Origin of the sequence: Rhodococcus sp. WMMA185 (assembly GCF_001767395.1) — a bacterium.
Classification (GTDB): domain Bacteria; phylum Actinomycetota; class Actinomycetes; order Mycobacteriales; family Mycobacteriaceae; genus Rhodococcus_F.
Genome location: NZ_CP017014.1, coordinates 4,082,169 through 4,107,743, shown reverse-complemented (window position 1 = coordinate 4,107,743; position 25,575 = coordinate 4,082,169). Strand labels below are relative to the sequence as shown.

The window sequence follows — 25,575 nt, the reverse complement described above, 5'->3', positions numbered from 1 at the left end:
TGCCGGTCTGATCAGTTCGACGCATCACAGCCCAGATCGGTTCCCACGAATATCGACCTCCAAGTCGCGGGCCTTCGACACCGCTTCCGCAACCGGCGCATGGGCCAGCAGCGCGATCCGCTCGCTTGCCTCGTTCGCCATCCCCATTCTGCTTGCCTTGCAGGGAATCCGGGGTGGGGTCAGAATGTCAGCGGTGGTGTGAAACGAAGACTGGGCCTCACCCCGTTGGCGAGGTCCAATCTTGGATACATCGGAGCCGTCAGCCCTCGGAAAAGTTGCCGTCCTTGTGAATGTCCGACCGGGCCGATCGTGCTATCTCGGCGTCGCGCAGTTCTCCATCGCCGGGGGCCTCGGAAACGGTGACATCACCCGCAAACTGGTGGTCACCGATACAGCGGTCAGCAAGCACATCGGAAACATTTTTGCGAAACTGGGCCTGTCCTAGTCGGATAGCGGACATAGGTGGGTACTCGCAGTCCTCGCGTACCTACGGTCCTGAGTCGAGAAGCTCTAGCGAAGAAACTTGGCACCTCTGGTTCAGTCCCTGAAACTACTGGCCACCAATAGATCCGACGAAGAAGTTGCACCAGAATTCGTAGGTGAGAGGATTCGTAGGTGAGAGGGTTCGCAGGTCAGGAACCCTGGTTCGCGTCTTACAGGGAGCCTGACGCTCTAGTCGATACAACTATGCATGAATCACCGCGTGTGTGAAATGACCAAGTATTTACTCTTTCTGTACTAAACAATTGCGGTGTTGTCTAGATCACGTGAAATCACGGAAAAATCCCTATTTACTTCCCGGAGGTAAAGTTCTACGCTGCATTCGTCTGGGTGGATGCCGGAACCAGGGAACCTCCATGTCTTGCTGAATCAATTCTGGCAGAACGTGATTGGTTGGTGTATACATCCCGGCTACCACGGCAATGGGCTCGTCCACGGCCGAAACAACATATGCCTTTGCATGACTCGAGGAAGTCCTGGAGAACACGTGAAATCTATACATCGTTGGGCCGGTATCGCAGCAACAGCCACCACCCTCGCCGCCGGAACACTCCTGTTTCCCGGCGGCGTCGCCTCGGCCCTTCCTCCCCTTCCAGGCAACAACATCAAGACGACCGACATCAACTTCGCAACCAGCTGCCAGTTGATCGGCCCAAATCGTAAACCGAACACGGGGACCGCTTTCACCGGTGGCGCGAACGGGACCGACGCCAATGGTTGGGGTGTCCAAGTCACGGCACCGGCAACAGTCACGCCAGGACAGGAGTTCACGTACCGGATTCAACCGGACCCCATTACCGCCCACAAGATTCTCGACAACGGCAGCCTCGTCCTGTGGCGAGACATCCGATATGACGTCGACATTCCCCCGGGCACCGAATTCGTGGGCGCGAAGGTCGCCTCCGACCCGACCACGCCCTTCCAGAACACGCCGACGATCACCCGGATCGACCCGAACGGAAAAAAGAATGACAACGGGTCCATCCTGCGGATGGACATCAACGAGGATGGTCGCCTTACCGACCTCGAGTCCGATGAGAATTTGTCCACCGGCACCCACATCAATGGTTGGGTCTCGAAGCAGAATCCCGGATTCCTCAGTTTCCCGGCCATGGACATCACCATCAAGGCCGGCGACGCAGGTGCAATGATCGAACCCACGCTCCGCGTCTCAACCGATTCGGACCCGGATGCCAGCACGTTCGGTTCGGCGGACAACTTCTTCCGCGTGATTGCCGTATCGCACAACAATGCCGGAGACAGCGACACCATCGTCTACTGCTCGCCACATGCAACGCCGAAATCCACAACGGTTACCGCCGGTGGAAAGCCCTTGACCACTATCCCTGTGGTTGTCCCGGCAGCTCCGGGTAGCTATCGGACAGCGGGCCCAACTGGAAACGGGACTTGCGACTGGAAACGAATCGACACCGAGGGGAGCGTTGTCGAGCGAGGAACAACCGTCAATCCGACTACGCTGACGATCGGCTCGACCGACGTCGGATTCACATCAACCAACTGTGCGCCTTGGAATCCCGTCAGCTTGGGCAATCCCGATTCTGCCGCACCAAAGGTCCCCGGGTACAACTTCACGGGCGCGGTAGGAGTCGATCTCCAACCGGGGTCGTATCGCAGCGACGGCTCGAGCGATGGTCAGAAGTCCTGCCTCTGGTCCCGCCAGGACAGTTCCGGGAATACCTTCGATGCGGGAACGACAATCACAAATCCGGTCACGGTCACAATCGAACCGACAGACGGAAGGTTTCAATCTTTGGGCTGCGACGACTGGACGCCCCTCAGCCAGTAATAAGAGGTACTGATGACGGTGTTGCAGGCAAAGTTCTACGCTGCATTCATCCGGGTGGATGCCGGGACCGGAAGCCTCCAAGTCTCGCTGAATCATCTCTGGCAGAACGTAATTGGCTTATGCATTAATCCCAGCTACCACGGCAATGGGCTCGTCCCCGCCCGAAACAACATATGCCATTGCATGGCCTGAGGAAGTCCTGGAGCACGCGTGAAATCTGTACATCGTTGGGCCGGAATCGCAGCAACAGCCACCACCCTCGCCGCCGGAACACTCCTGGTTCCTGGCGGCGTCGCGTCAGCTCTTCCTTCCCTTACGGGCGACAATGTGAAGACGACCGATATCAATTTTGGAACCATGTGCCAGTTGATCGGCCCAAATCGCAAACCCAATACGGGAACCGCTTTTACCGGTGGTGCGAGCGGGACCGGCGCCAATGAGTGGGGTGTCCAAATCACCGCACCGGAATCGGTTGAGCGCGGGCAGGAGTTCACCTACCGGATCCAACCGGATCCCATTACCACCCATAAGATTCTCGACAACGGCAGCCTCGTCCTGTGGCGGGACATCAGATATGACGTCGACATTCCTCCTGGCACCGAATTCGTGAGCGCGAAGGTCGCCTCCGACCCGACCACCCCCTTTGAGAACACACCGAAGATCACCCGGATCGACCCGAATGGAAAGCAGAATGACAACGGGTCCATCCTGCGAATGGACATCAACGAAGACGGCCGCCTGACCGACCTCGAGTCCGACGAAAGTTTGTCCACCGGAACCCATATCAATGGTTGGGTCTCGAAGAAGAATCCCGGATTCCTCACGTTCCCGGCCATGGACATCACCCTCAGGCCCGGCGACGCCGGTACGGTGATCGAACCCACGCTCCGTATCTCAACCGATTCGGACCCGGATGCCAACACGTTCGGTTCGGCCGACAACTTCTTCCGCACGATTGCCGTATCGCACAACAATGCCGGAGACAGCGACACCATCGTCTACTGTGCACCGCTCGACCCACCACCAAGCGAGGTGGTTGCTGGTCTACTTCATCCTGAGCTGTTGAGACCGCAGGTCAATGCTGGTGGAATGCCGTTGGCGTCGATCAAAGTGGTTGATTAGTCTTCCAAGGCTTGAATGGCGTGCCATGGGTGCTGACGTCGGTCCGGGACTTCGGCCTCGAGCAGGGCTTCGACCGTTGATCCCGACCTGAGCGCTGAGTACGCTCGGCATGGATGACCAGCAGGAGCTCGATTGGTTTGGGCCACGATTGACCCCGGATCCGTGGAAGACGTACACCGATCGGCTCGCCCTCACCGGGACCGAGGACACTCGAGGAGTTCATTGTGGAATTTCTGGTCCGAATCAATACTGATCTACCCACAGACATGGCGGCCGACGAACTCGAGCAACTGAGCACGCGTGAGCACATCCGAACCAATGAACTTCGTGCTGATGGCACCTTGAAGAGGCTGTGGCGGGTGCCTGGGCGTCGGGAGTTGGTGAGTCTGTGGGAGGCGCGCGACGCGACGGCCCTCCACGACGCGCTGGCGTCACTTCCTTTGTTCCCCTGGTTGGATATCGACGCCGAGCCTCTCGCCACTCACCCGATAGAACAATGAAAGTAGGAACGGCGGAAGGCGCTGCCTGCGTCTATCGAGAATCTATTGAAACCTTCAGCCGGCGAATCCACACAGGTTGAGGGTGAATCGGGCATTGCGCAACGGCGGCACGTCGAAGACTGTCCGCAGGGTTCTCGACCCCCACAGCCCACGCCCGAGAGGCAGGGAAACCTCACGGACGAAAGCGATCTCGGGTATCCGATCCGGTAGCGCCGCTGCCTCGGCCCGCGACAGGTGGAAAGGCATCGGCGGAATCTTGTAGTTCCTCGTGACCCGAAATCCCCTCATTGTCAGGCGGCTCAGCCACTTTGGGATCGAATCGAACATCAGCCGACCGCCCGGGAAACGTCGCGCACAGTCGATGATCAGTCCCATCGACTCCTCCGCCGGGAGGTACATCAGTAGCCCTTCTGCTGTGACGAACACCCCGCGGTCGGGATTCACATGGTCCATCCAAGAACGATCGAGCGCCGACATCGCCAGCGTCGTGACGTTCGGCTCCGGCGGCAAGAGTTGCTCGCGCAGTGCGACCACCTCGGGAAGATCGACCGACAGCCACTGCACGTCTGGGTCACCGATGCGCCAGTAGGTGGTTTGGAGTCCTTCACCGAGAGCTACGACCGTGGCACCTGGGTGCGCCGCAAGAAACAAGCGCAGCTCGACGTCGAAGGCGCGAGCACGCAGTGCGTGCGACTGATCCGCTCTACCGAAGTTCTCGTACGGGTGGTCGATCGTCTCATAGAGCTGAACGCTCAGAGGGTCGTCCAGCATGCCATCCAGACGGGATGCCTCGACGGCACGGTTGCGCAACGTCCACATCATCGTTGCCGACACACCCCCGAGGGCTGTCGCATCTACCCGATTCCCCACGCTCCCCACCATGAATCATGGGTAGCCACATTTGGCGGCCGTTAAACACGGCTGTTTGGCGATCATGGGCAATGGCGGTAGGGGCACACCGCTGACACCGCTTTTCTTCTTTAAAACAGATCCTAAACCCTTGTGCGGATTCATGTTTCGCTCCCAGATACTCGTCACGAGTAGTGTGGGGTCGACCGCTATGCCCTTTCGCCGGACCAGCGACTCGGCAACCAGAGAAGCGGAGGAGCCCAGATATGCCCAAGAAGATCATCCTGGACTGCGACCCCGGCCACGACGACGCCGTCGCGCTCCTGCTTGCCCACGGCAACCCCGAGATCGAGCTTCTCGCGGTCACCACCGTCGCGGGCAATCAAACCCTGCCGAAGGTCACGCGGAACGCGCTCGCTGTTGCTCGCGTCGCCGGAATCACGGGCATCCCCTTCGCCGCCGGCGCCGAACGTCCGCTCATACGCGAGCTGTCGACCGCGCCGAACATCCACGGCGAATCCGGCCTCGACGGCCCGGAACTGCCCGAGCCGACGATCGAGCTGGACACCCGCCATGCCGTCGACCTCATCATCGACACGATCATGGCCCACGAACACGGAACGGTGACGCTGGTAGCGACCGCCTGCCTGACGAACCTCGCGCTTGCCGTGCGCAAGCAGCCGGCGATCGTCGAGCGGGTCCAGAGGGTTGTGCTGATGGGCGGCGGTGTTCACCGCGGCAACCGGACCGCAGTCGCCGAGTTCAACATCATCGTCGACCCCGAGGCCGCGCACATCGTGTTCAGCGCCGGATGGCCGGTAGTCATGGTGGGCCTGGACCTCACCCATCAGGCCCGCGCAACCGCGGAGGTCGCGAGTGCCATCGCCGCCGTCGGCACCGGACCGGCACGGTTCGTCGGAGAGCTACTCGAAGCCTACGGACAGAACTACAGGGCAGCGCAGGGTTTCGATGCCCCACCTGTGCACGACCCCTGCGCGGTGGCGCACGTCATCGATCCCACGATCGTCCGTGCCGTGCCGGTCCCAATCGCGATCGAAACCACCGGCACCCTCACCCTCGGCATGACGGTCGCGGACTTCCGCAAGCCGGCGCCGGCCGGCTGCCTGACATCCGCCGCGCTCGAGCTCGACTTCGAACGGTTCTGGGGACTGGTAGTCGACGCACTGGAGCGAATCGGCGATCCGGAGCCCTGAGCAGGCCTTTCGCTCACTGAAGGTATCGGCGCAGAAGCAGCCCCACCGGTAGTCACGAACACTTGTTGAAATACCGTAGGGGGGTATGGTAGTTCTTATAGTCGAAGCAACCATCCAGAAGAGAGGCACAGTCCCATGAGCACTTCCACCGTTTCCGCCACCGTCACCGTCACCGGCATGACCTGCGGCCACTGCGTGTCTTCTGTTCGCGAGGAGATCGGCTCCCTGAGCGGAGTCGTCTCCGTGGACGTCGACCTCGCCACTGGCAAGGTAGTCATCGACAGCACCGAACCCCTCGACCCGAGCGCCATTGCCGGAGCCGTCGAAGAAGCGGGTTACACAGTCACCGACCTCGGCGACGCATAGACACATAGACGCATAGGAGCCGTCATGAAATCCACGACCACCACCCCTGAGGCCGACCAGCAGGTCGAACTCGCTATCAGCGGCATGACCTGCGCGTCGTGCGCGAACCGCATCGAGAGGAAGCTGAACAAGCTCGACGGTGTGACGGCCACCGTCAACTTCGCGACCGAGAAGGCCCGCGTCTCCTTCACCGACGACGTCTCAACCACTGATCTCGTCGCCGCCGTGGAAGAGGCCGGCTACGGCGCGAAGCTGCCGAAGGTCGAGGTCGACAAAGAATCCCCGCAACCGGACGAGGACGACGGCACCACATCGGCGCTGCGGCAGCGGCTGATCATCTCGGCGGTCCTGAGTATTCCGGTCATCGCGATGGCGATGATCCCCGTCCTACAGTTCCCCAACTGGCAGTGGCTCTCGCTGACCCTCGCGGCCCCGGTCGTGGTGTGGGGGGCTTGGCCCTTCCACCAGGCGGCCTGGACGAATCTGCGGCACGGCGCCGCGACCATGGACACGCTGGTGTCGATGGGCACCCTCGCCGCGCTCGGCTGGTCCGTCTACGCACTGTTCTGGGGCACCGCCGGGATGACCGGGATGACCCACGCATTCGAATTCACCATCGCCCGCAACGACGGCTCGAGCAACATCTACTTCGAGGCGGCGGCCGGTATCACCACCTTCATTCTCGCGGGCAAGTACTTCGAAGCCCGTGCGAAGAGGCGCTCCGGAGCGGCGCTGCGCGCACTTCTCGAGCTCGGCGCCAAGGAAGTGTCGGTGTTGCGGGGCGACGTCGAGCAGAAGATCAGCATCGACGAGCTCGCCGTTGGTGATCGGTTCGTCGTGCGGCCGGGCGAGAAGATCGCCACCGACGGGGTCGTCGTCGAGGGTACGTCCGCGGTCGACGCGTCGATGCTCACGGGCGAGTCCGTTCCCGTGGAGGTGTCGCCCGACTCGGAGGTCGCTGGAGCGACCGTCAACGTCGGTGGCCGGATCATCGTGCGCGCCAAGAGGATCGGATCCGACACGCAGCTCGCGCAGATGGCACGGATGGTCGAGGATGCCCAGACCGGTAAAGCCGAGGTACAGCGCCTGGCCGACCGGATCTCCGGCATCTTCGTTCCGATCGTGATTCTCTTGTCCCTCGCCACGCTCGGCGTCTGGATCGCCATCGGCGGTTCGGTTGCCGCCGCCTTCACCGCCGCTGTCGCCGTCCTGATCATCGCCTGCCCCTGCGCCCTGGGCCTCGCCACGCCCACCGCTCTGATGGTCGGCACGGGCCGAGGCGCGCAACTGGGCATCCTCATCAAGGGCCCCGAGGTTCTCGAGTCCACCCGGCGCGTCGACACCGTCGTCCTCGACAAGACCGGCACCGTGACCACTGGCACGATGTCTCTGGTAGACGTCGTCGCTGCCGAGGGGCAGGACGCGAACGAGGTGCTACGGTTCGCCGGCGCTCTCGAGAATGCGTCGGAGCACCCGATCGCCCGCGCCATCGCGAAGGGTGCCCGCGACCGTCTCGGCGACTCGGCGACCCTGCCGGAGGTGGATCAGTTCGCCAATCTCGAGGGCCTCGGCGTTCAGGGCATGATCGACGGACACGCCGTGGTCGTCGGGCGACCGGTACTGCTCCGCGACTGGGCAATGCACCTCTCGCCGGAACTCGAGGAGGAGGTGCGCAGCGCCGAGTCTGCCGGGAAGACGGTAGTCGGGATCGGCTGGGACGGTGCGGCCCGCGGCATCCTCGTGGTCGCCGACACCGTGAAGCCGACGTCGCGCGAAGCTGTAACACAGTTCCGCCGGCTCGGACTCACACCGATCATGCTGACCGGCGACAACTCCTCCGCGGCGAGAACGATCGCAAACCAGGTAGGCATCGACGAGGTCATAGCGGAGGTACTACCGAAGGACAAGGTCGACGTGATCACCCGCTTGCAGTCCGAGGGCAAGGTGGTTGCGATGGTCGGCGACGGTGTCAACGACGCCGCAGCCCTCGCGCAGGCCGATCTCGGTCTCGCGATGGGAACCGGCACCGACGTCGCGATCGAGGCAAGTGACCTCACGTTGGTTCGCGGCGACCTGCGCGCGGCAGCCGATGCTATTCGTCTGTCCCGCAGGACGTTGGGAACGATCAAGGGCAACCTGTTCTGGGCCTTCGCCTACAACGTCTCCGCGCTGCCGCTGGCTGCCGCCGGCCTGCTCAACCCTATGATTGCCGGGGCGGCCATGGCATTCTCGTCGGTGTTCGTCGTCAGCAACAGCCTGCGCCTACGCCGATTCCGATCACTCACTTCACCTGCAGGAGAATGATAGCCATGACCGAACATTGCGCTACCGACCAATCGGACTACGGATATGCCAGCGCCAAGGACGACTACCTCAAGCGGCTGCGCCGCATCGAAGGACAGGCACGCGGCCTCCAGCGAATGGTCGAGGACGACAAGTACTGCATCGACATCCTCACCCAGATTTCCGCGATGACCAGTGCTTTGAAGTCCCTGTCGCTGGGCCTTCTCGAAGACCACATCAATAGCTGCGTGGTCAACGCCGCCGTCGCGGGCGGCTCCGAGAAGGATGAGAAGATCAAGGAAGCAACCGACGCGATCGCACGCCTCGTACGATCCTGACATCAGTTCCGAGAACAACCGGGGGAGCGGGCATGTCCCACAATCACCATCAGCAGGTTTCACAGGCCGACCACGCAGAGCACACGAAGAGCAGCGGGCACGGGAACCACGCCGAGCATAGGAATCACGCCGAGCACACCGACAAGCACGCGGGGCACGGCGCTCACGGAGAGGTGTTCCGGCAGAAGTTCTGGCTCAGCCTGGTGCTGTCGCTACCGGTGGTCGCGTTCAGCCCGATGGTTGCCGACCTCCTCGGCTACACCCTGCCCGACTTCCCCGGGGCGTCGTGGATTCCGCCGGTGCTCGGAACCGTGATCTTCGTCTATGGCGGTGCACCGTTCCTCACCGGAGGATGGAGGGAGCTGAAGGCCCGGCAGCCCGGCATGATGCTGTTGATCGGCATGGCCATCTCCGTCGCGTTTCTTGCCTCGTGGGTGACCACGCTCGAACTCGGGGGATTCAACCTCGACTTCTGGTGGGAGCTGGCGCTTCTCATCGTCATCATGCTGCTCGGCCATTGGCTCGAGATGCGGGCGTTGGGCTCGGCGTCCGGCGCCCTGGACGCGCTGGCGGCGCTGCTGCCGGACACCGCCGACAAAGTCACCGACGACGGTGTCACCGAAGTATCGATCTCCGAGTTGTCCACCGGTGACCTGGTGCTGGTCCGGGCCGGTGGACGCATCCCGGCCGACGGCACCGTGGAGGACGGGCAGGCGGAGGTCGACGAGTCGATGATCACCGGCGAGTCGAATCCGGTGAGTCGAACAGTCGGCGATGCCGTTGTCGCCGGCACGGTGGCAACCGACAGCGCGCTGCGCATCTCGGTCGGTGCGGTCGGGGAGGACACCGCACTCGCCGGGATCCGACGCCTGGTGGCCGATGCGCAGGCGTCGTCGTCCCGGGCCCAGGCTCTCGCCGACCGCGCGGCCGCGTTCCTGTTCTACTTCGCCACGACCGCAGGCATTCTCACGTTCCTCGTGTGGGCGCTGATCGGCAACGTGGACGAGGCGGTCGTCCGGACGGTGACGGTTCTCGTGATCGCCTGCCCCCACGCGCTCGGCCTGGCGATCCCCCTCGTCATTGCCATCTCGACCGAGCGGGCAGCGAAAGCGGGTGTGCTGGTGAAGGACCGGCTGTCGCTCGAACGTATGCGCAACGTCGATGTCGTCCTGTTCGATAAGACCGGCACACTCACGCAGGGCAAGCACGTCGTCACCGGTGTGGTCGCGACCGACGGCCACACCGAACGAGAGTTGCTGGCCCTGGCCGGCGCCGTCGAGTCCGACAGCGAGCACCCCGTTGCCCGCGCCATCGTCGCGGAGGCTGCCGCCAAAGTACCTGCGGGAGAACGCCTTACCGCCTCCGATTTCCGGTCGCTACCCGGACGCGGAGTGAAGGCCGTCGTCGACGGCGAACCGGTCTGGGTGAGTGGGCCTGCGATGCTCTCCGAGCTCGGAGTGACCGTCCCACAGGATGTCACGGAGGCCACGTCAGTGTGGATCGATCGCGGCGCATCTGTGCTTCACGTCGTCCGTGACGGCTCCGTGCTCGGTGCGGTGGCGCTCGAGGACGCAGTGCGCGAGGAATCCCGTGAGGCCATCGACGCCCTTCACTCGCGAGGTGTGAAGGTCGCGATGATCACGGGCGACGCCCGTCAGGTAGCTGACGCCGTCGCCTCCGACCTGGGCATCGACGAGGCCTTCGCCGATGTGCTGCCGGAAAACAAGGACGCCCAGGTCGCCGCACTGCAGCAGCGGGGACACCGGGTGGCGATGGTCGGAGACGGTGTGAACGACGCCCCGGCGCTCGCACGCGCGGATGTCGGAGTCGCGATCGGGGCTGGCACCGATGTCGCCATCGAATCGGCCGGTGTGGTTCTCGCCGCCGACGATCCCCGCGCGGTGCTCTCGATCATCGACCTCTCACACGCCAGCTACCGCAAGATGTGGCAGAACCTCGTGTGGGCGACGGGGTACAACATCATCGCCGTCCCCCTGGCCGCCGGTGTCCTCGCCTTCGCCGGCGTCGCCATCTCGCCCGCCGTTGCGGCGATCCTGATGTCGATTTCCACCATCGTCGTCGCACTCAACGCACAACTGCTGCGGCGACTGGACCTCGATCCGCGTCGGCTGAGTAAGTAAACGCAGCGAATGGGGCCGGGACATGAACCTCCCGGCCCCGTCGGGTTCCGGATCGGGGCTGATCGACGAGTGCGCTGATGAAGACGTTGCCGTCAGGACAGAGAGTCGACGGTTCCTATGACGAAGACCCCCCACACCATCAGGAAGACGTAACCCAACACGATGCCCGCGATCGCCATGCCGCGACCCCTCTCACCGGTTTGCCTAATCTGATTCAGCGCGAAGTGACCGAGCAATGCTCCGGGCAATCCACCGAAAATGCTTGATACGAGAGCCGCTATCGCGAACACATTGGTGCGGCTGTTCCGCGACTCCATGTAGATGGGCGGGCCGTATTGCGGTTGCCCATCCGCGGAGTAGCCGACGATGGGTGCGACCATCTGACCCTGTGGAGTCCTTTCCGCAGCCGCAGGATTGGAACGTTGTACGACGGCGGCAATCAGCATGGCGATGACCGTGACAGAGCCACCGCCCACGCCTGCCAGCAAGAAGATGATCGTGGTTGCCAGGAAGGTGTCGCCGTCGGTCACCCCGCCGCCGCGAACTGCGAGAAGCCCTAGGATCGCTAGCAAGACCGCGAAGAATCCACTGCCCGCCAGCACCCAATGCCATGGCCGCGTCTGTTCGGACTGTCGGGCACGTTTCGCAATGAACCAACCGATCCCCCCTGTAGCGAAAGAGACCACCACGGTCGGTGGAAGTCCGATCACGGTGCCCACGAGCACCCACAGCGGTCCAGTGGGAACGATCCCCAGGGCGATCCAGAACGGCGGCTTCAAGTCCAACCCTGCCTTGCCCGTCTGTGCGGAGGGAGCGGAATAGTGATACATCGGATCACTCGGATATAGAGACATTCACGGCATTCTGCCGTAACACAGGTCACCCATCGGTGCCGCCGCCGGTGATCACCCCCCATGCAGCATCACCGAGTGACGGCGGTTCGCGCCTCGAGGGGAATCTCGAGCCCGACCTCGGCACCGACGGTGGCAGTGGTTCCGGTCGGCAATTCGGCGCACACCGTCGCCGACCCCACTCGCACGTCCGCGATGCAGCGCAGCCCCGCCGGACGCACACCGCAGATCACTCCAGTCGGCAGTTCCGCTGAGCGATCGACGATCTGGATCATCTCATGTCGGATCAGCAGAACCGCGGGTCCGTCCTCACACACCGATCTACCCGGCGGCAACTCCAGCGCCCCGAGGTCGGAGTGGTGTACTCCGCCGTCGAGGCGTCCCTGTATCTCGTTGATTCCGCCCATCAACCGGTTGACCGCCAGCGTCGAGGGTTGGGTGTAGGCGGAGCTGACATCCGAATGATGTTCGAGAACGCCGTCGATCAGCACGGCCACGGAGTCCGCCAGTACGGCAGCCTCGTGTCGATCGTGGGTGACGAGAACGATGGTCGGGGAAAGTTCATTCCGGATCTCCCGGACGAGTTCGTACATGTCTTCGCGCAGAACCGAATCGAGCGCACTGAACGGCTCGTCGAGCAACAACACCCGGGGCGTCCCGGCCAGGGAACGTGCCAGGGCGACACGTTGGGCCTGCCCACCGGAGATCGCGCTGACAGGGCGATCGGCGAATTCGGACAGGTGCACCAAGTCGAGGTAGCGGCGGGCACTCGAACGCGATGCCGAGCGCGACTGGCCCGCCGCCCTGGCCGCGAACCCCACGTTGTCGATGACCGACATGTGAGGGAAGAGCAGCGGTCGCTGGAATACCATTCCGATCCCTCGTCGTTCCGGGGGCAACGCGGTGACATCGACACCGTCGAGGGCCACCGATCCGCTTGTCGGAGCGTCGAGTCCGGCGATCAGCCGCAGTGCTGTGCTCTTCCCCGAACCCGAGGGTCCGAGTATCGCAGTGCACGAACCGGCCGGAACTTCGAGATCTATGTCGGCTAGGGCGGGATGTTGCTGACCAGGGTGATGCCGCCTCAGGCGAGTCAGTGACAGCGTTGAACTCATGGCAGCGCCCTCCGACCGGTGCGGCCGAGAATGATCAGCAGGAACAGAGGCGGGATGAGCGCAAGGATCGACAGTGCTGCCACCACCGAGTCGTTGCCTGTCCCCGAGGCGAACGACGCCACCAGGATCGGGACCGTGATCAGCCGTCCGCCCCCGATCAGCAACGTCACGATGTAGTCGCTCCATCCGACCAGGAACGCCAGGAACGCGGCACCCGCGAGCGCGGGTGCGAGCAACGGTATCTGGACGCGCCACAGCACCGCCCTGTGGGAAGCACCGAGGGTGCGCGCCTCCTCCTCGTAACCGCGGTCGTACGCGCCGAAGGCCACCCGCATCACGTACGTCGTATACGGGATCGCGGCTACGGAGAGTATCGCAACCACCGCCACACTGCTGGCAATGCCGGTTCGAAGGACCAGCACATCCAGACCGAGCGCGACGGCAAAGGGCGGCAAACACACCGGTGCGAACAGGATCGCGGCGACGACTCCGGGCAGGTGTACCCGTCCGGATACCAGCGCCCTCGCGGCCAGGGCGCCGAGGGGCGTTGCAATGGCGGACACCGACAGCGCCAGGGCTGTCGACGTCGCGAACGCGCGCGCAGCACCGGCGTCGGCTGCGCTGCGTAGTCCGTCGAATCCCCACTCCTGAGGGAGAACGTCGGGAAAGGTCCACCGATTCGCGAACACCCACAGGACGAGCGGAACCAGGGGCACAACGAACCAGAGCACCAAGAGCACGCGGACTCCTGTCATGGCCGACCGGCCACCCACGCGCATCACTGCCACACCGCCGAACGGCGCAATGCCGCGAGTGCCACCGCCGCGGTTGCCAGCGCCAAACCCGTGGTGACGACCGCGACCGCGGCCGCCTCGGGTCGCGTGGCGAGATCGATCGAGGTGAACAAGCGAACCGCCATCACCGGCAGCGGTTCAGGATGCGCGCGGCCCAGAATTTTCGCTACCTCGTAGGAGCCGACCGTGTAGGCGAACGCGATCGCCGAAGACGCGATCAGGGCGGGCATGACCAGTGGCAACGTGACCAGCCGCAGCCGCGCGCGGCGGCCCGCCCCCAACGTTGCGGCGGTCTCGTCGTAGCGGGCCACGCGGGTGGCGAGCGTTCCGGCAACCACCAACGCGATGAACGCAGATTCCTTCCACGCGTACTCCACGATCACGGCAATCCACCACCGACCTCCGACCAGGGCGGGCCATCCACCCTCATCGAGTCCGAGCAACCGGGGGAGCAGTCCGGAATCGGCCAGTAGCAACCCCATCGTGGCGGCACCGATCAGGTGTGGCACCGGGACCGTGAGGCTTGCGGCAAACATTGCCGTCCGGCGTCCGGTCAGCACCGACAGTGCCGCGGTCAGTCCGATCGCGGCAGCGAGAGCGGTCGATACGACCGCGATGGCGAGTGTGAGCAGCGCGGAGGTGAGCAGATCCTCGGAGTTGGCGGTGTAGGCCTGAGTGGTCAGCTCCGGGTCACCGACCAGCGGCATCAGGCCGAGACTCTGCACCAATGCGGTGCCGATACCGGCACCGACGACCGCGACCACTGGAATCACCGCAGGCAGCACCCACACGGTGCTGCGCCAACTACTTCGACGTGGCGCGTGGGCCTGGACGCGATCCGCCGTCACCGGCATTGGTTCTTCATCGAACAGCCCCTCATCGCCGCGCGAGGACGTTGCGCCGCCAACCGTCGTCGAGCGGGCCGACCCACTGCGCCGACAACTCGGGGTGCGCACCTCGGGAGAGAACGTCGTAGGTCGGGACCACAGAAGACGACGGTAGCGCACGGAACGCCTCTCGATCGGCGGGCAGCAATCTGTCGACGTCGAGCACTGTGAACTGACCCCAGACATCCGGGCGGGCCGCGATGAGTTGCTGGTCAGGTGAGAGCGCGAGGTTGGCCACCACGCGGGCAGCGGCCGATTTGTCCGAGGTGGAGGGGATGGCGAGGAAGCTGGCGTTCCCAACGGTGCCCTCGTCAAGCTGCAGCACCTTGGTCTGCGGTGGATACGTTCCCCGAGCCACCAGATCTGTCAGTGCCGCCGGCCCGTAGGTCATCGTCATGTCGACCTGACCGCCGGCATAGAGGTCGTCGAGCTCGGACGAGGTCTGCGGATACGTCGTCCCCTCGCGCCACAGAGACGGGGCGATCTCGCGCAGTCGGTCGTACAGAGCCGGCGTCAGACGGTCGTAATCCGCCTCGCTGAACTGGGACGGCACATTCTCCGCGCCACCCGACACACTGGCGAGTACCTCGCGGATGAACACCGATCCGGTGAAATCTGGCGGCGCCGGATAGGTGAACCGGCCCGGGTTCGCCTGCGCCCAGTCGAGGACGTCGGCGAGGGTCGTCGGCGGGTCGGGGACGGCCTCGGCGTTGTAGACGAGGGTGAACTGCGCCTTGTGCCACGGCGCCTCACAACCGTCCACCGGCGTGCCGAAGTCACTGCTGAGCAGGGGATCGTCGGGATTCGTGTAATCCATGTTCGGAAGAGTGGAGGTCCACCCGCACAGCCAGGCACCGGCCTGCTTACCTGTCCCGAAATTGTCACCGTTGACCCACACCAAGTCCACGTCCCCGTCGGTGACGCCGGCCTGCCTTTCCGACAGGATCCGGTTGACGGCGTCCGAGGTGGACGCGACGGGCACCCTACGAAGTGTCACCCCTGCAGCCTGTGCTGCCGGGGTGAGGAACTCGTCGACGTAGGTGTTGCCCTGTTCGTCGCCGCCGTACATCCACAGCGACACCGTCTGCCCCTGGGCCTGCTCCTCGATCTCATTCCACGACAGGTTCTCCGCGACCGGAGCTTCGGAACCAGGCGCGCTACACGCGCTGAGAAGCAAACCGATGCTGAGCCCTGATGCGATGACGAACTGCTTCACAAACACCTCCGGGCGGTCCACCCCTCAGGATGGATCGGACGAATTTCTTCGTTTCGGGAACACAACGAAACCCTCGATGCCTTCCCGTTGCGATGGAACCAGGGCATCGTGGTGTGTGGCGGTGCTTCGCAGCCGGGACGAGAACGGCCGACAAGAACGAGGATATGCGGTGGAAATCGAAGAGAAGGTGGCGACCGGCGGACGGGCGGGCTGGGACAACCGGCTCAAGATTGGGATACTCGCCGTCATCATTCTCGCCGGCGGTCTCGTGGCGCTGAGTATCGACGTCCCGCACCCGTCATCGCTGCGCGACCAGGTCGCCTCAGCCGGCGCGTGGGGGATGGTTGTCTTCGTCCTCCTCTATGCCGTTGCGACTCTCACTCCCTTCCCCGCGAGCGCGCTCACCGTGGCCAGCGGCCTGCTGTTCGGACTCGTGGCCGGGGTTCTCGTCGTGGTCGTCGCAGCGACCCTCGGTGCCTGGGTGGCCTACTGGGTGTCGCGGTCGCTCGGCCGCGGCGGGGTCGCACGGATCGAGTGGTCCAAGGTCCGCGCGATCGACTCACTGCTCGAGCGAAATGGATTCACCTCGGTGTTGATCGTGCGACTCGTTCCCCTGTTCCCGTTCGCCCTGGTCAACTATGCCGCGGGGCTGAGTGCCGTGCGGCAACGCGATTACGTCATCGGCACCGCGGCAGGGATAATTCCGGCCACCGTCGGATACACGGCGCTCGGCGCGTACGGCACGTCACCTCTGTCATGGCCCTTCGCCCTCGCGGTACTCGCGATCATCCTCCTCAGCCTCGGCACCGGATATCTTGCACGGCGGATGGGATTCACGCGTGCCGTGAACACCAGGAACGCCGCGGACGTCGAGAGCACAGGGGTGGACGGCCAGGATGATCGACCAGTATCTGCGTAGGAAACTCGACCGACCACTTGCCCGCTGCGCCGCAGCTATCGACATTCCCTCGATCACCCCGGACCGGATCACCGGGGTGGGCCTGGCGCTCGGACTCGGGAGCGCGGTCACTGCCGGGCTCCAATTATGGTGGGTGGCACTGGTCCTGTGGCTGCTCTCGCGGCTCGCCGACGGCCTCGACGGCCCTCTCGCACGCCGCCGTCGGGCTCACAGATCCACGCATGACGATGCCGGTGCAGGCGGATTCTTCGACATCACTGCGGATTTCATCGTGTACGGGAGCACCGTCGTCGGTGTGGCGATCGGTGCCAGCGCCGCGTACGGCGCGCCGTGGTGGCCGTTCCTTCTCGTACTCCTCGCCTACTACATCAACGGCAGCGCGTTCCTCGCCTTCTCGTCGATTGCCGAACGGAGTGGTCGAAGCCTGGACGACGGTCGGTCCCTGTCATTCCTCGGCGGCCTGGCCGAGGGTACGGAAACAATTGCTGTGCATGCGCTGTGGCTGGTGTTCTCGGCATTCGCGTGGCAAATCGCAGTGGTCTGGGCTGCGGTGGTGGCGGTGAGTTCGATCCAGCGAATCGTCGCGGGGTACCGCGCTCTGCAATAGCCACCGTGGCAAGGCCTTAGCGCTTTCCGCCCGCAAGAATCTTCAGCTCGGAATTTGGCTCCTTTAGCCGTCTTCTCTGTCCTCGGCGTGTCCGAGGCTCAGTTCGGTATCCGATTGTTACCCTTCGGTTAGCTACCTGCACCGGTATCCGATCGCAGGTTCTCCCGCAGCATGGTTGATCCGTTTTGGTCCTCATACGGCAGGAGAAAAATGTGAATCACCACAGCAGATTTCGCGCCTATCACACTGTTCGAGGATCTGCCGGACACCTATTGCTCTGGGTATCGGCCACTTTCGCAATGGTGCTCGGTGTGGCTGGGGTGGTGGTGCCGGCCGCGGCCGCGGATACCGTCATCGACGCCGTTCCCGCCGGAAACGTACCGATCGAGGTGGCGATCACCCCGAACGGATCCTTCGCCTACGTCACCAACAGCCTCGACGATTCGGTATCGGTGATCGACACCGCCACCAACGTAGAGATCGACACCCTCACGGTCGGGGACGGCCCGTCCGGCGTCGCGATCACCCCGAACGGATCCTTCGCCTACGTCACCAACCTCCTGGACGATTCGGTGTCGGTGATCGACACCGCCACCAACTCGGAAGTCGGCACCATCACGGTCGGAAGCTTGCCGTTCGGTGTGGCGATCACCCCGAACGGATCCTTCGCCTACGTCACCAACGCCTTGGGAGGTTCGGTGTCGGTGATCGACACCGCCACCAACTCTGAGGTCAAGACAGTCGCGGTCGAGGCAGAGCCGCAGGGGGTGGCAATCACCCCGAACGGGAAATACGCCTACGTCACCAACCGTTCGAGCAATTCGATATCGGTGATCGACACCGCCACCCACACGATGATCGACACCATCAGGGTCGGGAACGAACCACGCGCGGTGACGGTCATCCCGGACGGGAAACGCGCCTACATCACCAACGCCGGGGACGACTCGGTATCCGTGGTCGACACGCGAACCGACGCGGTGATCGACACCATCGCAGTCGGAAACGAACCACGCGCAGTGACCATCATCCCGAGCGGGAAACGCGCCTACATCACCAACGCCGGGGACGACTCGGTATCGGTGATCGACACCGCCACCGACGCGGTGATCGACACCATCGCAGTCGGAAACGAACCACGCGGGGCGGCAATTATCCCGGACGGGAAACGCGCCTACATCACCAACTCCAGTGCCGACACTGTTTCGGTGATCGCCATCGACCAATGCATCGGAGCGCTGTGCATCGACTTCGCTTCGCTGACCGACCCAGTCTGGAACGCCGCCGGCGTGTTCAGCTGACACCCAGCCTGCCGCCTCGTCGCCATGCTCGTGCGCCAGAGCGGCGGTACCAGTTCCGGCGTGCCCGAGGCCCCAATAGCTATCTAACAGTTAACATCCGATGTGCTGCCGGCGTCCGCATCCGACCGCCAGCTCCGCGACGGCATGGTTGATCGGTCTTGTTCCTCGTACCGTAGGAGAAGAATGTGAATCACCACAGAGGGTTTCGCACCCATCCCCCGGCCGGGAAGCGCGTCCGACGCATGCTCCTCGGGGTCACAGCCACCGCCCTGATGGTGGTCGGCATCGCCGGAGCGGGGGCGGGCGCCGCGGCCGCGGATACGGTGATCGACACCATTGGCGTCGGAGCCTCACCACGCGGGATTGCGATCACCCCGGACGGCACTCGCGCGTACGTGACCAACGAAGTCGACGACAACGTGTCGGTAATCGACACCGCCACCAACGCCATCGTCGACGCACCCATCCCCGTGGGGAACGGCCCGATCGGGGTGGCGATCACCCCGAACGGAGCCCGCGCCTACGTCACCAGCCCCAGTGACAGCACGGTGTTGGTAATCGACACCGGTACCAACACCGTCATCGGCGCACCCATCCCAGTCGGGGGAGCCCGCAAGGGGTGGCGATCACCCCGAACGGCACCCGCGCCTACGTCACCAACATTGGCGACAACACCGTGTCGGTAATCGACACCGCCACCAACACCGTCATCGGCGCACCCATCCCAGTCGGGGGAGCCCCGATCGGGGTGGCGATCACCCCCAACGGCACCCGCGCCTACGTCACCAACAACGGCGACAACACCGTGTCGGTCATCGACACCGCCACCAACACCGTCATCGGCGCACCCATCCCAGTCGGGGCCACCCCGCAAGGGGTGGCGATCACCCCCAACGGCACCCGCGCCTACGTCACCAACGCTGGTGACAACACCGTGTCGGTCATCGACACCGCCACCGACACGATCGTCGACGCAACCATCGCAGTCGGGAACTTTCCGAACGCGGTGGCGATCACCCCCGACGGAACCCGGGCCTACGTCACCAACCGCTTCAACGACACGGTGTCGGTGATCGCCATCGACCAGTGCCTCGGTTCGCTGTGCATCGACTTCGGCTCCCTGACCGGCAGCGGCTCGGGCGCCGGCAGCACGTTCAGCTGACACCCCCGCTGCAAAGCCCAGATGGCACGGCCGTGATCGATTCGGCGCGCCTCGAACCAAGATAGCTATCTGGCGGCTAACCTCCGTTGGACTACCGGCGTCCGCATCCGACCACCGGTCCTCTCCGCAGCATGGTCGATCCGTTTCGTTCCTCGCACGGCAGGAGAAAAATGTGAATCACCACAGCACTTTCCACACCTCTACCACGATCCGGGGCCGCACCCGACGCCTGGTGCTCGGGACACTGGCCACTCTCGCGATGGTGCTCGGCATCGCCGGGACTGGACCGGCGACCGCAGCTGCGGACACTGTCATCGACACCATCGACCTCGGGACCAGCCCCTTCGGTGTAGCAATCACCCCGGATGGCACCCGCGCCTACGTCACCACCATCAATGTCGGCAAGGTGTCTGTGATCGACACCGCCACCAACACCGTCATCGACACCATCGATGTCGGGCCTGCCCCGACCGGTGTGGCGATCACCCCGGACGGCACCCGCGCCTACGTCGCCAACGGCGACGGCACGGTGTCAGTGATCGACACCACCACCAACACGATCGTCGGCGTACCCATCCCGGTGGGCCCCGCCCCGTTCGGGGTGGCGATCACCCCCAACGGGGCATTCGCCTACGTCACCAACAACGCTGACGGCACGGTGTCGGTGATCAACACCACCACCAACACGGTCGTCGGCGTACCCATCCCGGTCGGGCCCAACCCGGCCGGGGTGGCGATCACCCCCAACGGGGCATTTGCCTACGTCACCAACGCCGGTGATGGCACGGTGTCGGTGATCGACACCGCCACCAACACCGAAATCGACACCATCCCCGTTGGCGGCAGCCTATTCGGCGTGGCAATCACCCCCAACGGGGCACTTGCCTACGTCGCCAACATTGCTGACGACACGGTGGCCGTCATCGACACCGCCACCGACACCGCCACCGACGCCATCGACGTCGGGGATGATCCGTTCTGGGTGGCGATCACCCCCAACGGGAAACGCGCCTACGTCACCAATACGGCCGACAGCACAGTGTCGGTGATCGACACCGGCACCAACACCGTCATCGAGACCGTCCCCGTGGGTGACGGCCCGTTCGGGGTGGCGATCACCCCGGACGGCACCCGCGCCTACGTCGCCAATACCTCGAACGACACGGTGTCGGTGATCGCGATCGAGGGGTGCTTCGGCTCGCTGTGCATCGACTTCGGCTCGCTGACCGGCAGCGGCTCTGGCGGTGGCAGCGTGTTCAGCTGACACCACCCCCACGAAGACGCGTGACGCCGCCACCGGCAACCATGCCTGTGGCGGCATCATGTGGCTCGTGAGCGTGTATGGGCGTTGGGTGCGAACCCTGGCACCTGTCCGGATTCGTGCGGCATTGCGACCGTGAATGTTTCGGCGTGTTCGGGATCCAGATCAGTATCCGGCTGTTAGCCTCCGATAGGCTGCCGGCATTCGCCCGACCGCTGGCTCGCCCACGCACGGTTGATCCGTTTTGTTCCTCGCGCGGTAGGAGAAAATGTGAATCACCACAGTGGATTTCACACCCATCGCACTGTCCGGAGTCGTGCGCGGCGCCTGTTGAGCAGCGTACTGGCCACATCTGCGATGGTGCTCGGCATCGCCGGGGCCGGGTCAGCGGCTGCGGAAGCGGACACCGTCATCGACACCATTCCTGTTGGGGACGGCCCGGCAGGGGTGGCGATCACCCCGAATGGAACCCGCGCATACGTCGTCAACGACTTCGACGACACGGTGTCGGTGATCGACACCGCCACCAACGCCGAAATCACCACTGTCCCTGTCGGAGACCGCCCGTTCTGGGTAGCGATTACCCCGAACGGCGCTGGCGCCTACGTCACCAACGCCACCGACGGCACGGTGTCGGTGATCGACACCGCCACCAACACGGAGGTCGACACCATCACGGTCGGGAACGGCCCCCGGGAGGTGGCGATTACCCCAAACGGCACCACCGCTTACGTACCCAACATTCTGGACGATACGGTGTCGGTGATCGACATCGGAACCAACAATGTGGTCGACACCATCACGGTCGGGGATGAACCGACCGGTGTTGCGATCACCCCGTTCGGAACACGCGCCTACGTCACCAACGCCGGGGACGATACGGTGTCGGTGATCAACACCGCGACCAACATGGTGGTCGACACCATCACGGTCGGGAACCGCCCGTTCGGGGTGGCGATCACCCCATTCGGAACACGCGCCTATGTAGCCAACGGCTTCGACAATTCGGTGTCGGTGATCGACACTCTCACCAACATGGTGGTCGACAGCATCACGGTCGGGAACATTCCGTTCGGGGTGGCTGTTACCCCGAACGGAAGACGCGCCTACGTCACCACCAGATCGGATAATTCGGTGTCGGTGATCGACACCGGCACCAACACCGTCATCGACACCATCGGTGTCGGGGCTGCCCCGACCGGGGTGGCGGTTACCCCGAACGGAAAACGCGCCTACGTCACCAACCGTGAGGACGACACGGTCTCGGTGATCGCCATCGACAAGTGTCTCGGGTCGCTGTGCCTCGACTTCGGATCACTGACCGGCAGCGGATCGGGAGCAGCCAGCACGTTCAGCTGACACCCGGTTCGAGCGCTGGCCCCTTGACGTTGCCACCGGCACTGTCGCCGGTGGCAACGTCATGTATGCGTTCCGCACTCGAACACCTGGCGTGGGGTTGTGGCAGTGATCGTTTCGGCGCGCCTCGAGCCGAGATAGCTATCGGACGGTTAACCTCGGATGGACTACCGGTGTCCGCATCCGACCGCCGGTTCTCCCCGCAGCATGGTCGATCCGTTTCGTTCCTCGCACGGCAGGAGAAACATGTGAATTACCACAGAAGTTTCCGTACCCGCTCCACAGCCCCCGGCAGCCTACGACACCTGGTACTCGGGCTTACAGCCACTGCCCTGATGGTGGTCGGTATCGCTGGAGCGGGGGTAGGGACCGCGGCCGCGGACACCGTCGTCGACACCTTCCCCGTCGGGGACGGTCCGCGGGAAGTGGCGTTCGCCCCCAACGGAACCCGCGCCTACGTCGCCAACGCCGGGGACGATACGGTCTCGGTAATCGACACCGGCACCAACACCGAGACGACGACCGTCACAGTCGGAGACAACCCAGTTGGGGTGGCGGTCACCCCGGACGGAGCGTTCGCCTACGTCACCAACGCATTGGACGGTACGGTCTCGGTGATCGACACCGCCACCAACACCGTCCTCGGCGTACCCATACCCGTCGGAAACAACCCTCAAGTGGTGGCGATCACCCCGGACGGAGCCCACGCCTACGTCACCAACGCATTGGACGATACGGTCTCGGTGATCGACACCGACACCAACACCGAAATCACAACCGTCACAGTCGGAAACCTCCCCGTCGGGGTGGCAGTCACCCCAAACGGGACCCACGCCTACGTCGCCAACCATGGAGGCAACACGGTATCGGTGATCGACACCAACACCAACACGGTGTCAAGCACTATCGCCGGTGGGGACGCCCCGCGGAAGGTGGCGATCACCCCGAACGGGTTCTTCGCCTACGTCACCAACACCAACGACAACACGGTGTCGGTGATCGACACCGCCATCAACACCGTGGTCGACACGGTCACCGTCGGAAACGAGCCGATCGGGGTGGCAGTAACCCCCAACGGAACCCGCGCCTACATCGCCGAATTCGATAGCGATGAGGTGTCGGTGATCGACACCGGCACCAACACGGTGGTCGACACGGTCACCGTCGGGAACGAGCCATTCGGGGTGGCGATCGCACCGGACGGAACCCGCGCGTACGTCACCAACCGTGATGACGACACGGTGTCGGTTATCGCGATCGAGAGATGCCTCGGATCGCTGTGCATCGATTTCGGCTCGCTGACCGGCAGCGGCTCTGGCGCCGGCAGCACATTCAGCTGACACCCAGCCGCCGTGCTCATACACCAGTGGAGCCGTGACAGTTTCGGCGTGTCCGGGATCGAAATGGCTATCTGATAGTTAACCTCCAATGGATTGCCGGTGTCCGCATCCGGGAGTCGGCTCTCCCCGCAGCATGGTTGATCCGTTTTGGTCCTCGTATGGCAGGAGAAGAATGTGAGTCACCGCAGCCACTTCCGCGCCTATCCGACAGCCCGGAAACGCATCCCACGCCTGTTGCTCGGGATGCTGGCCACGTTCGCGATGGTGCTCGGCATCGCCGGAACCGGTCCGGCGACTGCCGCCGCGGACACCGTCATCGACACCATCGATGTCGTAGGCGGCCCCGCCGCGGTGGCGATTACCCCGAACGGAACCCGCGCCTACGTCACCACCATCGATGATGACTCGGTGTCGGTGATCGACACCGCCACGAATGCAGTGGTCGCCACTGTGGCCGTCGGCACCAGCCCGTCCGGGGTAGCGATCACCCCGAACGGAAAACGCGCCTACGTCACCAACCGCGACGACGACACGGTGTCGGTGATCAACACCGCCACCAATACCATCGTGGGCCTACCCATCCCGGTCGGTGTCGGCCCGTTCGGAGTGGCGATCACCCCGAACGGAGAACGCGCCTACGTCGTCAATTCGTCGACCGGTTCGGTGTCGGTGATCGACACCGGCACCGACACCGTCATCGACACCATCGATGTCGGGGACTTCCCTAGAGGGGTGGCAATCACACCGCTAGGGTTCCGCGCCTACGTCACCAACGTCGACACCGACACCGTGTCGGTGATCAACACCCTCACCAACACTGTCATCGACACCATCACCGCAGGCGACGGCCCTTCTGGAGTGGCGATCACCTCGAACGGGTTCCGTGCCTACGTCACCAACCAAGACAACGACACGGTGTCCGTGATCGCCACTGGTACCAACACCGTCGTGGGCGCGCCCATCCCAGTCGGGGGCACCCCATTTGCGGTGGCGATCACCCCGAACGGGAAACGCGCCTACGTCACCGACCTCCTTGGCAACACGGTGTCGGTAATCGACACCGGCACCAACACTGTCATCGAGACCATCGACGTCGGCAAAGAACCGCAGGGGGTGGCAATCACCCCGGACGGGAAACGCGCCTACGTCGCCAACCGCGACGACGACACAGTGTCGGTCATTGCGATCGAGACATGCACCGGATCGCTGTGCATCGACTTCGGCTCGCTGGCCGGCAGCGGCTCGGGTGCAGGCAGCGCGTTCAGCTGACACCAGCACCGAAGAACTGAATGACGCCGCCACCTCGACCGTGCGGGTGGCGGCGCCATCCTTTGAGCTTCTCAGGTTTTCAGCTCGTACGAACGTCCACACCGTTCCAGAACGCCACCCGGCCCTTGACGCGGCGGGCCAGCGGCGACGGGTGACGATAGGTGAACGCTGCGCTGCGAAGCGAGATCCCTCCCGCCTCGACGTCGTAGTAGCTAGCGACGCCTTTCCAGAAGCACAGGCTCTTGGCCCGATTCGCAACCAGCACGCCGTCTTCGACGTCGCGCTCGGGAAAGTACACGTTGCCCTCGACGATCACCACGTCATCGGTGGTCGCGATCGGTGTGTCGCCCACAAAGGCGGTGGCGGTGGTCATGAC

General features: G+C 63.9%; 25 protein-coding genes. 18 read left to right on the top strand and 7 right to left on the bottom strand.

The window, feature by feature from the left end:
• Positions 1–241 precede the first annotated feature (241 nt).
• From BFN03_RS21040 to BFN03_RS18525, 4 genes are all read left to right on the top strand, one after another.
• A complete protein-coding gene (locus BFN03_RS21040; protein WP_442971854.1) occupies positions 242–445 on the top strand; it encodes a hypothetical protein in 204 nt (67 codons plus the stop codon).
• A 543-nt stretch (positions 446–988) separates the two neighbouring features.
• Entirely contained in the window at positions 989–2,308 is a 1,320-nt protein-coding gene (locus BFN03_RS18535; protein WP_070380239.1) for a hypothetical protein, read from the top strand.
• Positions 2,309–2,518: 210 nt separating this feature from the next.
• Positions 2,519–3,430, top strand: a complete 912-nt coding sequence (locus BFN03_RS18530; protein WP_070380238.1) for a hypothetical protein — start codon at positions 2,519–2,521, stop codon at positions 3,428–3,430.
• A gap of 224 nt (positions 3,431–3,654) precedes the next feature.
• Positions 3,655–3,930: a muconolactone Delta-isomerase gene (locus BFN03_RS18525; RefSeq protein ID WP_070380237.1), complete on the top strand. Its 276-nt coding sequence runs from the start codon at positions 3,655–3,657 to the stop codon at positions 3,928–3,930.
• 54 nt (positions 3,931–3,984) lie between these two features.
• On the opposite strand, the gene BFN03_RS18520 is transcribed toward BFN03_RS18525, so the two are convergent.
• Positions 3,985–4,812, bottom strand: a complete 828-nt coding sequence (locus BFN03_RS18520; RefSeq protein WP_070380236.1) for a class I SAM-dependent methyltransferase — start codon at positions 4,810–4,812, stop codon at positions 3,985–3,987.
• 233 nt (positions 4,813–5,045) lie between these two features.
• Here BFN03_RS18520 and uriH point away from each other — a divergent pair, with 233 nt between their 5' ends.
• The 5 genes from uriH (at position 5,046) to BFN03_RS18495 (ending at position 11,121) form a co-directional block, all read left to right on the top strand.
• Positions 5,046–5,993: a uridine-preferring nucleoside hydrolase UriH gene (gene uriH / locus BFN03_RS18515; protein WP_070380235.1), complete on the top strand. Its 948-nt coding sequence runs from the start codon at positions 5,046–5,048 to the stop codon at positions 5,991–5,993.
• A 135-nt stretch (positions 5,994–6,128) separates the two neighbouring features.
• On the top strand, positions 6,129–6,359 hold the full coding sequence (locus tag BFN03_RS18510; protein ID WP_070380234.1) for a heavy-metal-associated domain-containing protein: 231 nt from the start codon (positions 6,129–6,131) through the stop codon (positions 6,357–6,359).
• A gap of 24 nt (positions 6,360–6,383) precedes the next feature.
• Complete coding sequence (locus tag BFN03_RS18505) at positions 6,384–8,663, top strand: heavy metal translocating P-type ATPase (protein ID WP_070380233.1); 2,280 nt, start codon at positions 6,384–6,386, stop codon at positions 8,661–8,663.
• Positions 8,660–8,980 carry a metal-sensitive transcriptional regulator gene (locus tag BFN03_RS18500; RefSeq protein ID WP_157109653.1) on the top strand — a complete coding sequence of 107 codons (321 nt, stop codon included), beginning with the start codon at positions 8,660–8,662 and terminating at the stop codon, positions 8,978–8,980. The genes BFN03_RS18505 and BFN03_RS18500 overlap by 4 nt, the downstream gene beginning before the upstream one ends.
• Before the next feature lie 32 nt (positions 8,981–9,012).
• A complete protein-coding gene (locus tag BFN03_RS18495) occupies positions 9,013–11,121 on the top strand; it encodes a heavy metal translocating P-type ATPase (protein ID WP_070380231.1) in 2,109 nt (702 codons plus the stop codon).
• Between the two features lie 92 nt (positions 11,122–11,213).
• On the opposite strand, the gene BFN03_RS20875 is transcribed toward BFN03_RS18495, so the two are convergent.
• The 5 genes from BFN03_RS20875 to BFN03_RS18470 all read right to left on the bottom strand — a co-directional run bounded on the left by BFN03_RS20875 (position 11,214) and on the right by BFN03_RS18470 (position 15,984).
• On the bottom strand, positions 11,214–11,975 hold the full coding sequence (locus tag BFN03_RS20875) for a DUF4190 domain-containing protein (protein WP_232320356.1): 762 nt from the start codon (positions 11,973–11,975) through the stop codon (positions 11,214–11,216).
• Positions 11,976–12,043: 68 nt separating this feature from the next.
• Positions 12,044–13,087, bottom strand: a complete 1,044-nt coding sequence (locus BFN03_RS18485; protein ID WP_070380230.1) for an ABC transporter ATP-binding protein — start codon at positions 13,085–13,087, stop codon at positions 12,044–12,046.
• Positions 13,084–13,827, bottom strand: a complete 744-nt coding sequence (locus BFN03_RS18480; RefSeq protein WP_232320355.1) for an ABC transporter permease — start codon at positions 13,825–13,827, stop codon at positions 13,084–13,086. The genes BFN03_RS18485 and BFN03_RS18480 overlap by 4 nt, the downstream gene beginning before the upstream one ends.
• Before the next feature lie 38 nt (positions 13,828–13,865).
• A complete protein-coding gene (locus BFN03_RS18475) occupies positions 13,866–14,729 on the bottom strand; it encodes an ABC transporter permease (protein ID WP_232320353.1) in 864 nt (287 codons plus the stop codon).
• A gap of 28 nt (positions 14,730–14,757) precedes the next feature.
• A complete protein-coding gene (locus BFN03_RS18470; RefSeq protein WP_232320352.1) occupies positions 14,758–15,984 on the bottom strand; it encodes an ABC transporter substrate-binding protein in 1,227 nt (408 codons plus the stop codon).
• A gap of 169 nt (positions 15,985–16,153) precedes the next feature.
• Between BFN03_RS18470 and BFN03_RS18465 the strand changes: the two genes are divergently transcribed.
• From BFN03_RS18465 to BFN03_RS18425, 9 genes are all read left to right on the top strand, one after another.
• A complete protein-coding gene (locus BFN03_RS18465) occupies positions 16,154–16,903 on the top strand; it encodes a TVP38/TMEM64 family protein (protein WP_232320350.1) in 750 nt (249 codons plus the stop codon).
• Positions 16,881–17,510, top strand: coding sequence for a CDP-alcohol phosphatidyltransferase family protein (locus BFN03_RS18460; RefSeq protein WP_070380227.1), 630 nt, complete (start codon positions 16,881–16,883; stop codon positions 17,508–17,510). The genes BFN03_RS18465 and BFN03_RS18460 overlap by 23 nt, the downstream gene beginning before the upstream one ends.
• Positions 17,511–17,722: 212 nt before the next feature.
• Positions 17,723–18,811 (top strand): beta-propeller fold lactonase family protein, encoded by a 1,089-nt coding sequence (locus BFN03_RS18455; protein WP_157109652.1) that lies wholly within the window; start codon positions 17,723–17,725, stop codon positions 18,809–18,811.
• A gap of 185 nt (positions 18,812–18,996) precedes the next feature.
• Positions 18,997–19,497 carry a YncE family protein gene (locus BFN03_RS20695; protein WP_198163296.1) on the top strand — a complete coding sequence of 167 codons (501 nt, stop codon included), beginning with the start codon at positions 18,997–18,999 and terminating at the stop codon, positions 19,495–19,497.
• Positions 19,431–19,973 (top strand): YncE family protein, encoded by a 543-nt coding sequence (locus BFN03_RS20690; RefSeq protein WP_070380224.1) that lies wholly within the window; start codon positions 19,431–19,433, stop codon positions 19,971–19,973. Before BFN03_RS20695 ends, BFN03_RS20690 begins: the two co-directional genes overlap by 67 nt.
• A gap of 172 nt (positions 19,974–20,145) precedes the next feature.
• On the top strand, positions 20,146–21,237 hold the full coding sequence (locus tag BFN03_RS18440) for a YVTN family beta-propeller repeat protein (protein ID WP_070380223.1): 1,092 nt from the start codon (positions 20,146–20,148) through the stop codon (positions 21,235–21,237).
• Between the two features lie 267 nt (positions 21,238–21,504).
• Entirely contained in the window at positions 21,505–22,593 is a 1,089-nt protein-coding gene (locus tag BFN03_RS18435) for a YVTN family beta-propeller repeat protein (RefSeq protein WP_232320348.1), read from the top strand.
• Between the two features lie 245 nt (positions 22,594–22,838).
• Positions 22,839–23,930 (top strand): beta-propeller fold lactonase family protein, encoded by a 1,092-nt coding sequence (locus BFN03_RS18430; protein WP_232320346.1) that lies wholly within the window; start codon positions 22,839–22,841, stop codon positions 23,928–23,930.
• Positions 23,931–24,104: 174 nt separating this feature from the next.
• On the top strand, positions 24,105–25,199 hold the full coding sequence (locus BFN03_RS18425) for a beta-propeller fold lactonase family protein (RefSeq protein ID WP_232320344.1): 1,095 nt from the start codon (positions 24,105–24,107) through the stop codon (positions 25,197–25,199).
• Between the two features lie 79 nt (positions 25,200–25,278).
• Here the strand turns inward: BFN03_RS18425 and BFN03_RS18420 are convergent, their stop codons facing one another.
• Positions 25,279–25,572: a DUF427 domain-containing protein gene (locus tag BFN03_RS18420; protein WP_070380219.1), complete on the bottom strand. Its 294-nt coding sequence runs from the start codon at positions 25,570–25,572 to the stop codon at positions 25,279–25,281.
• Between the last annotated feature and the right edge of the window lie 3 nt (positions 25,573–25,575).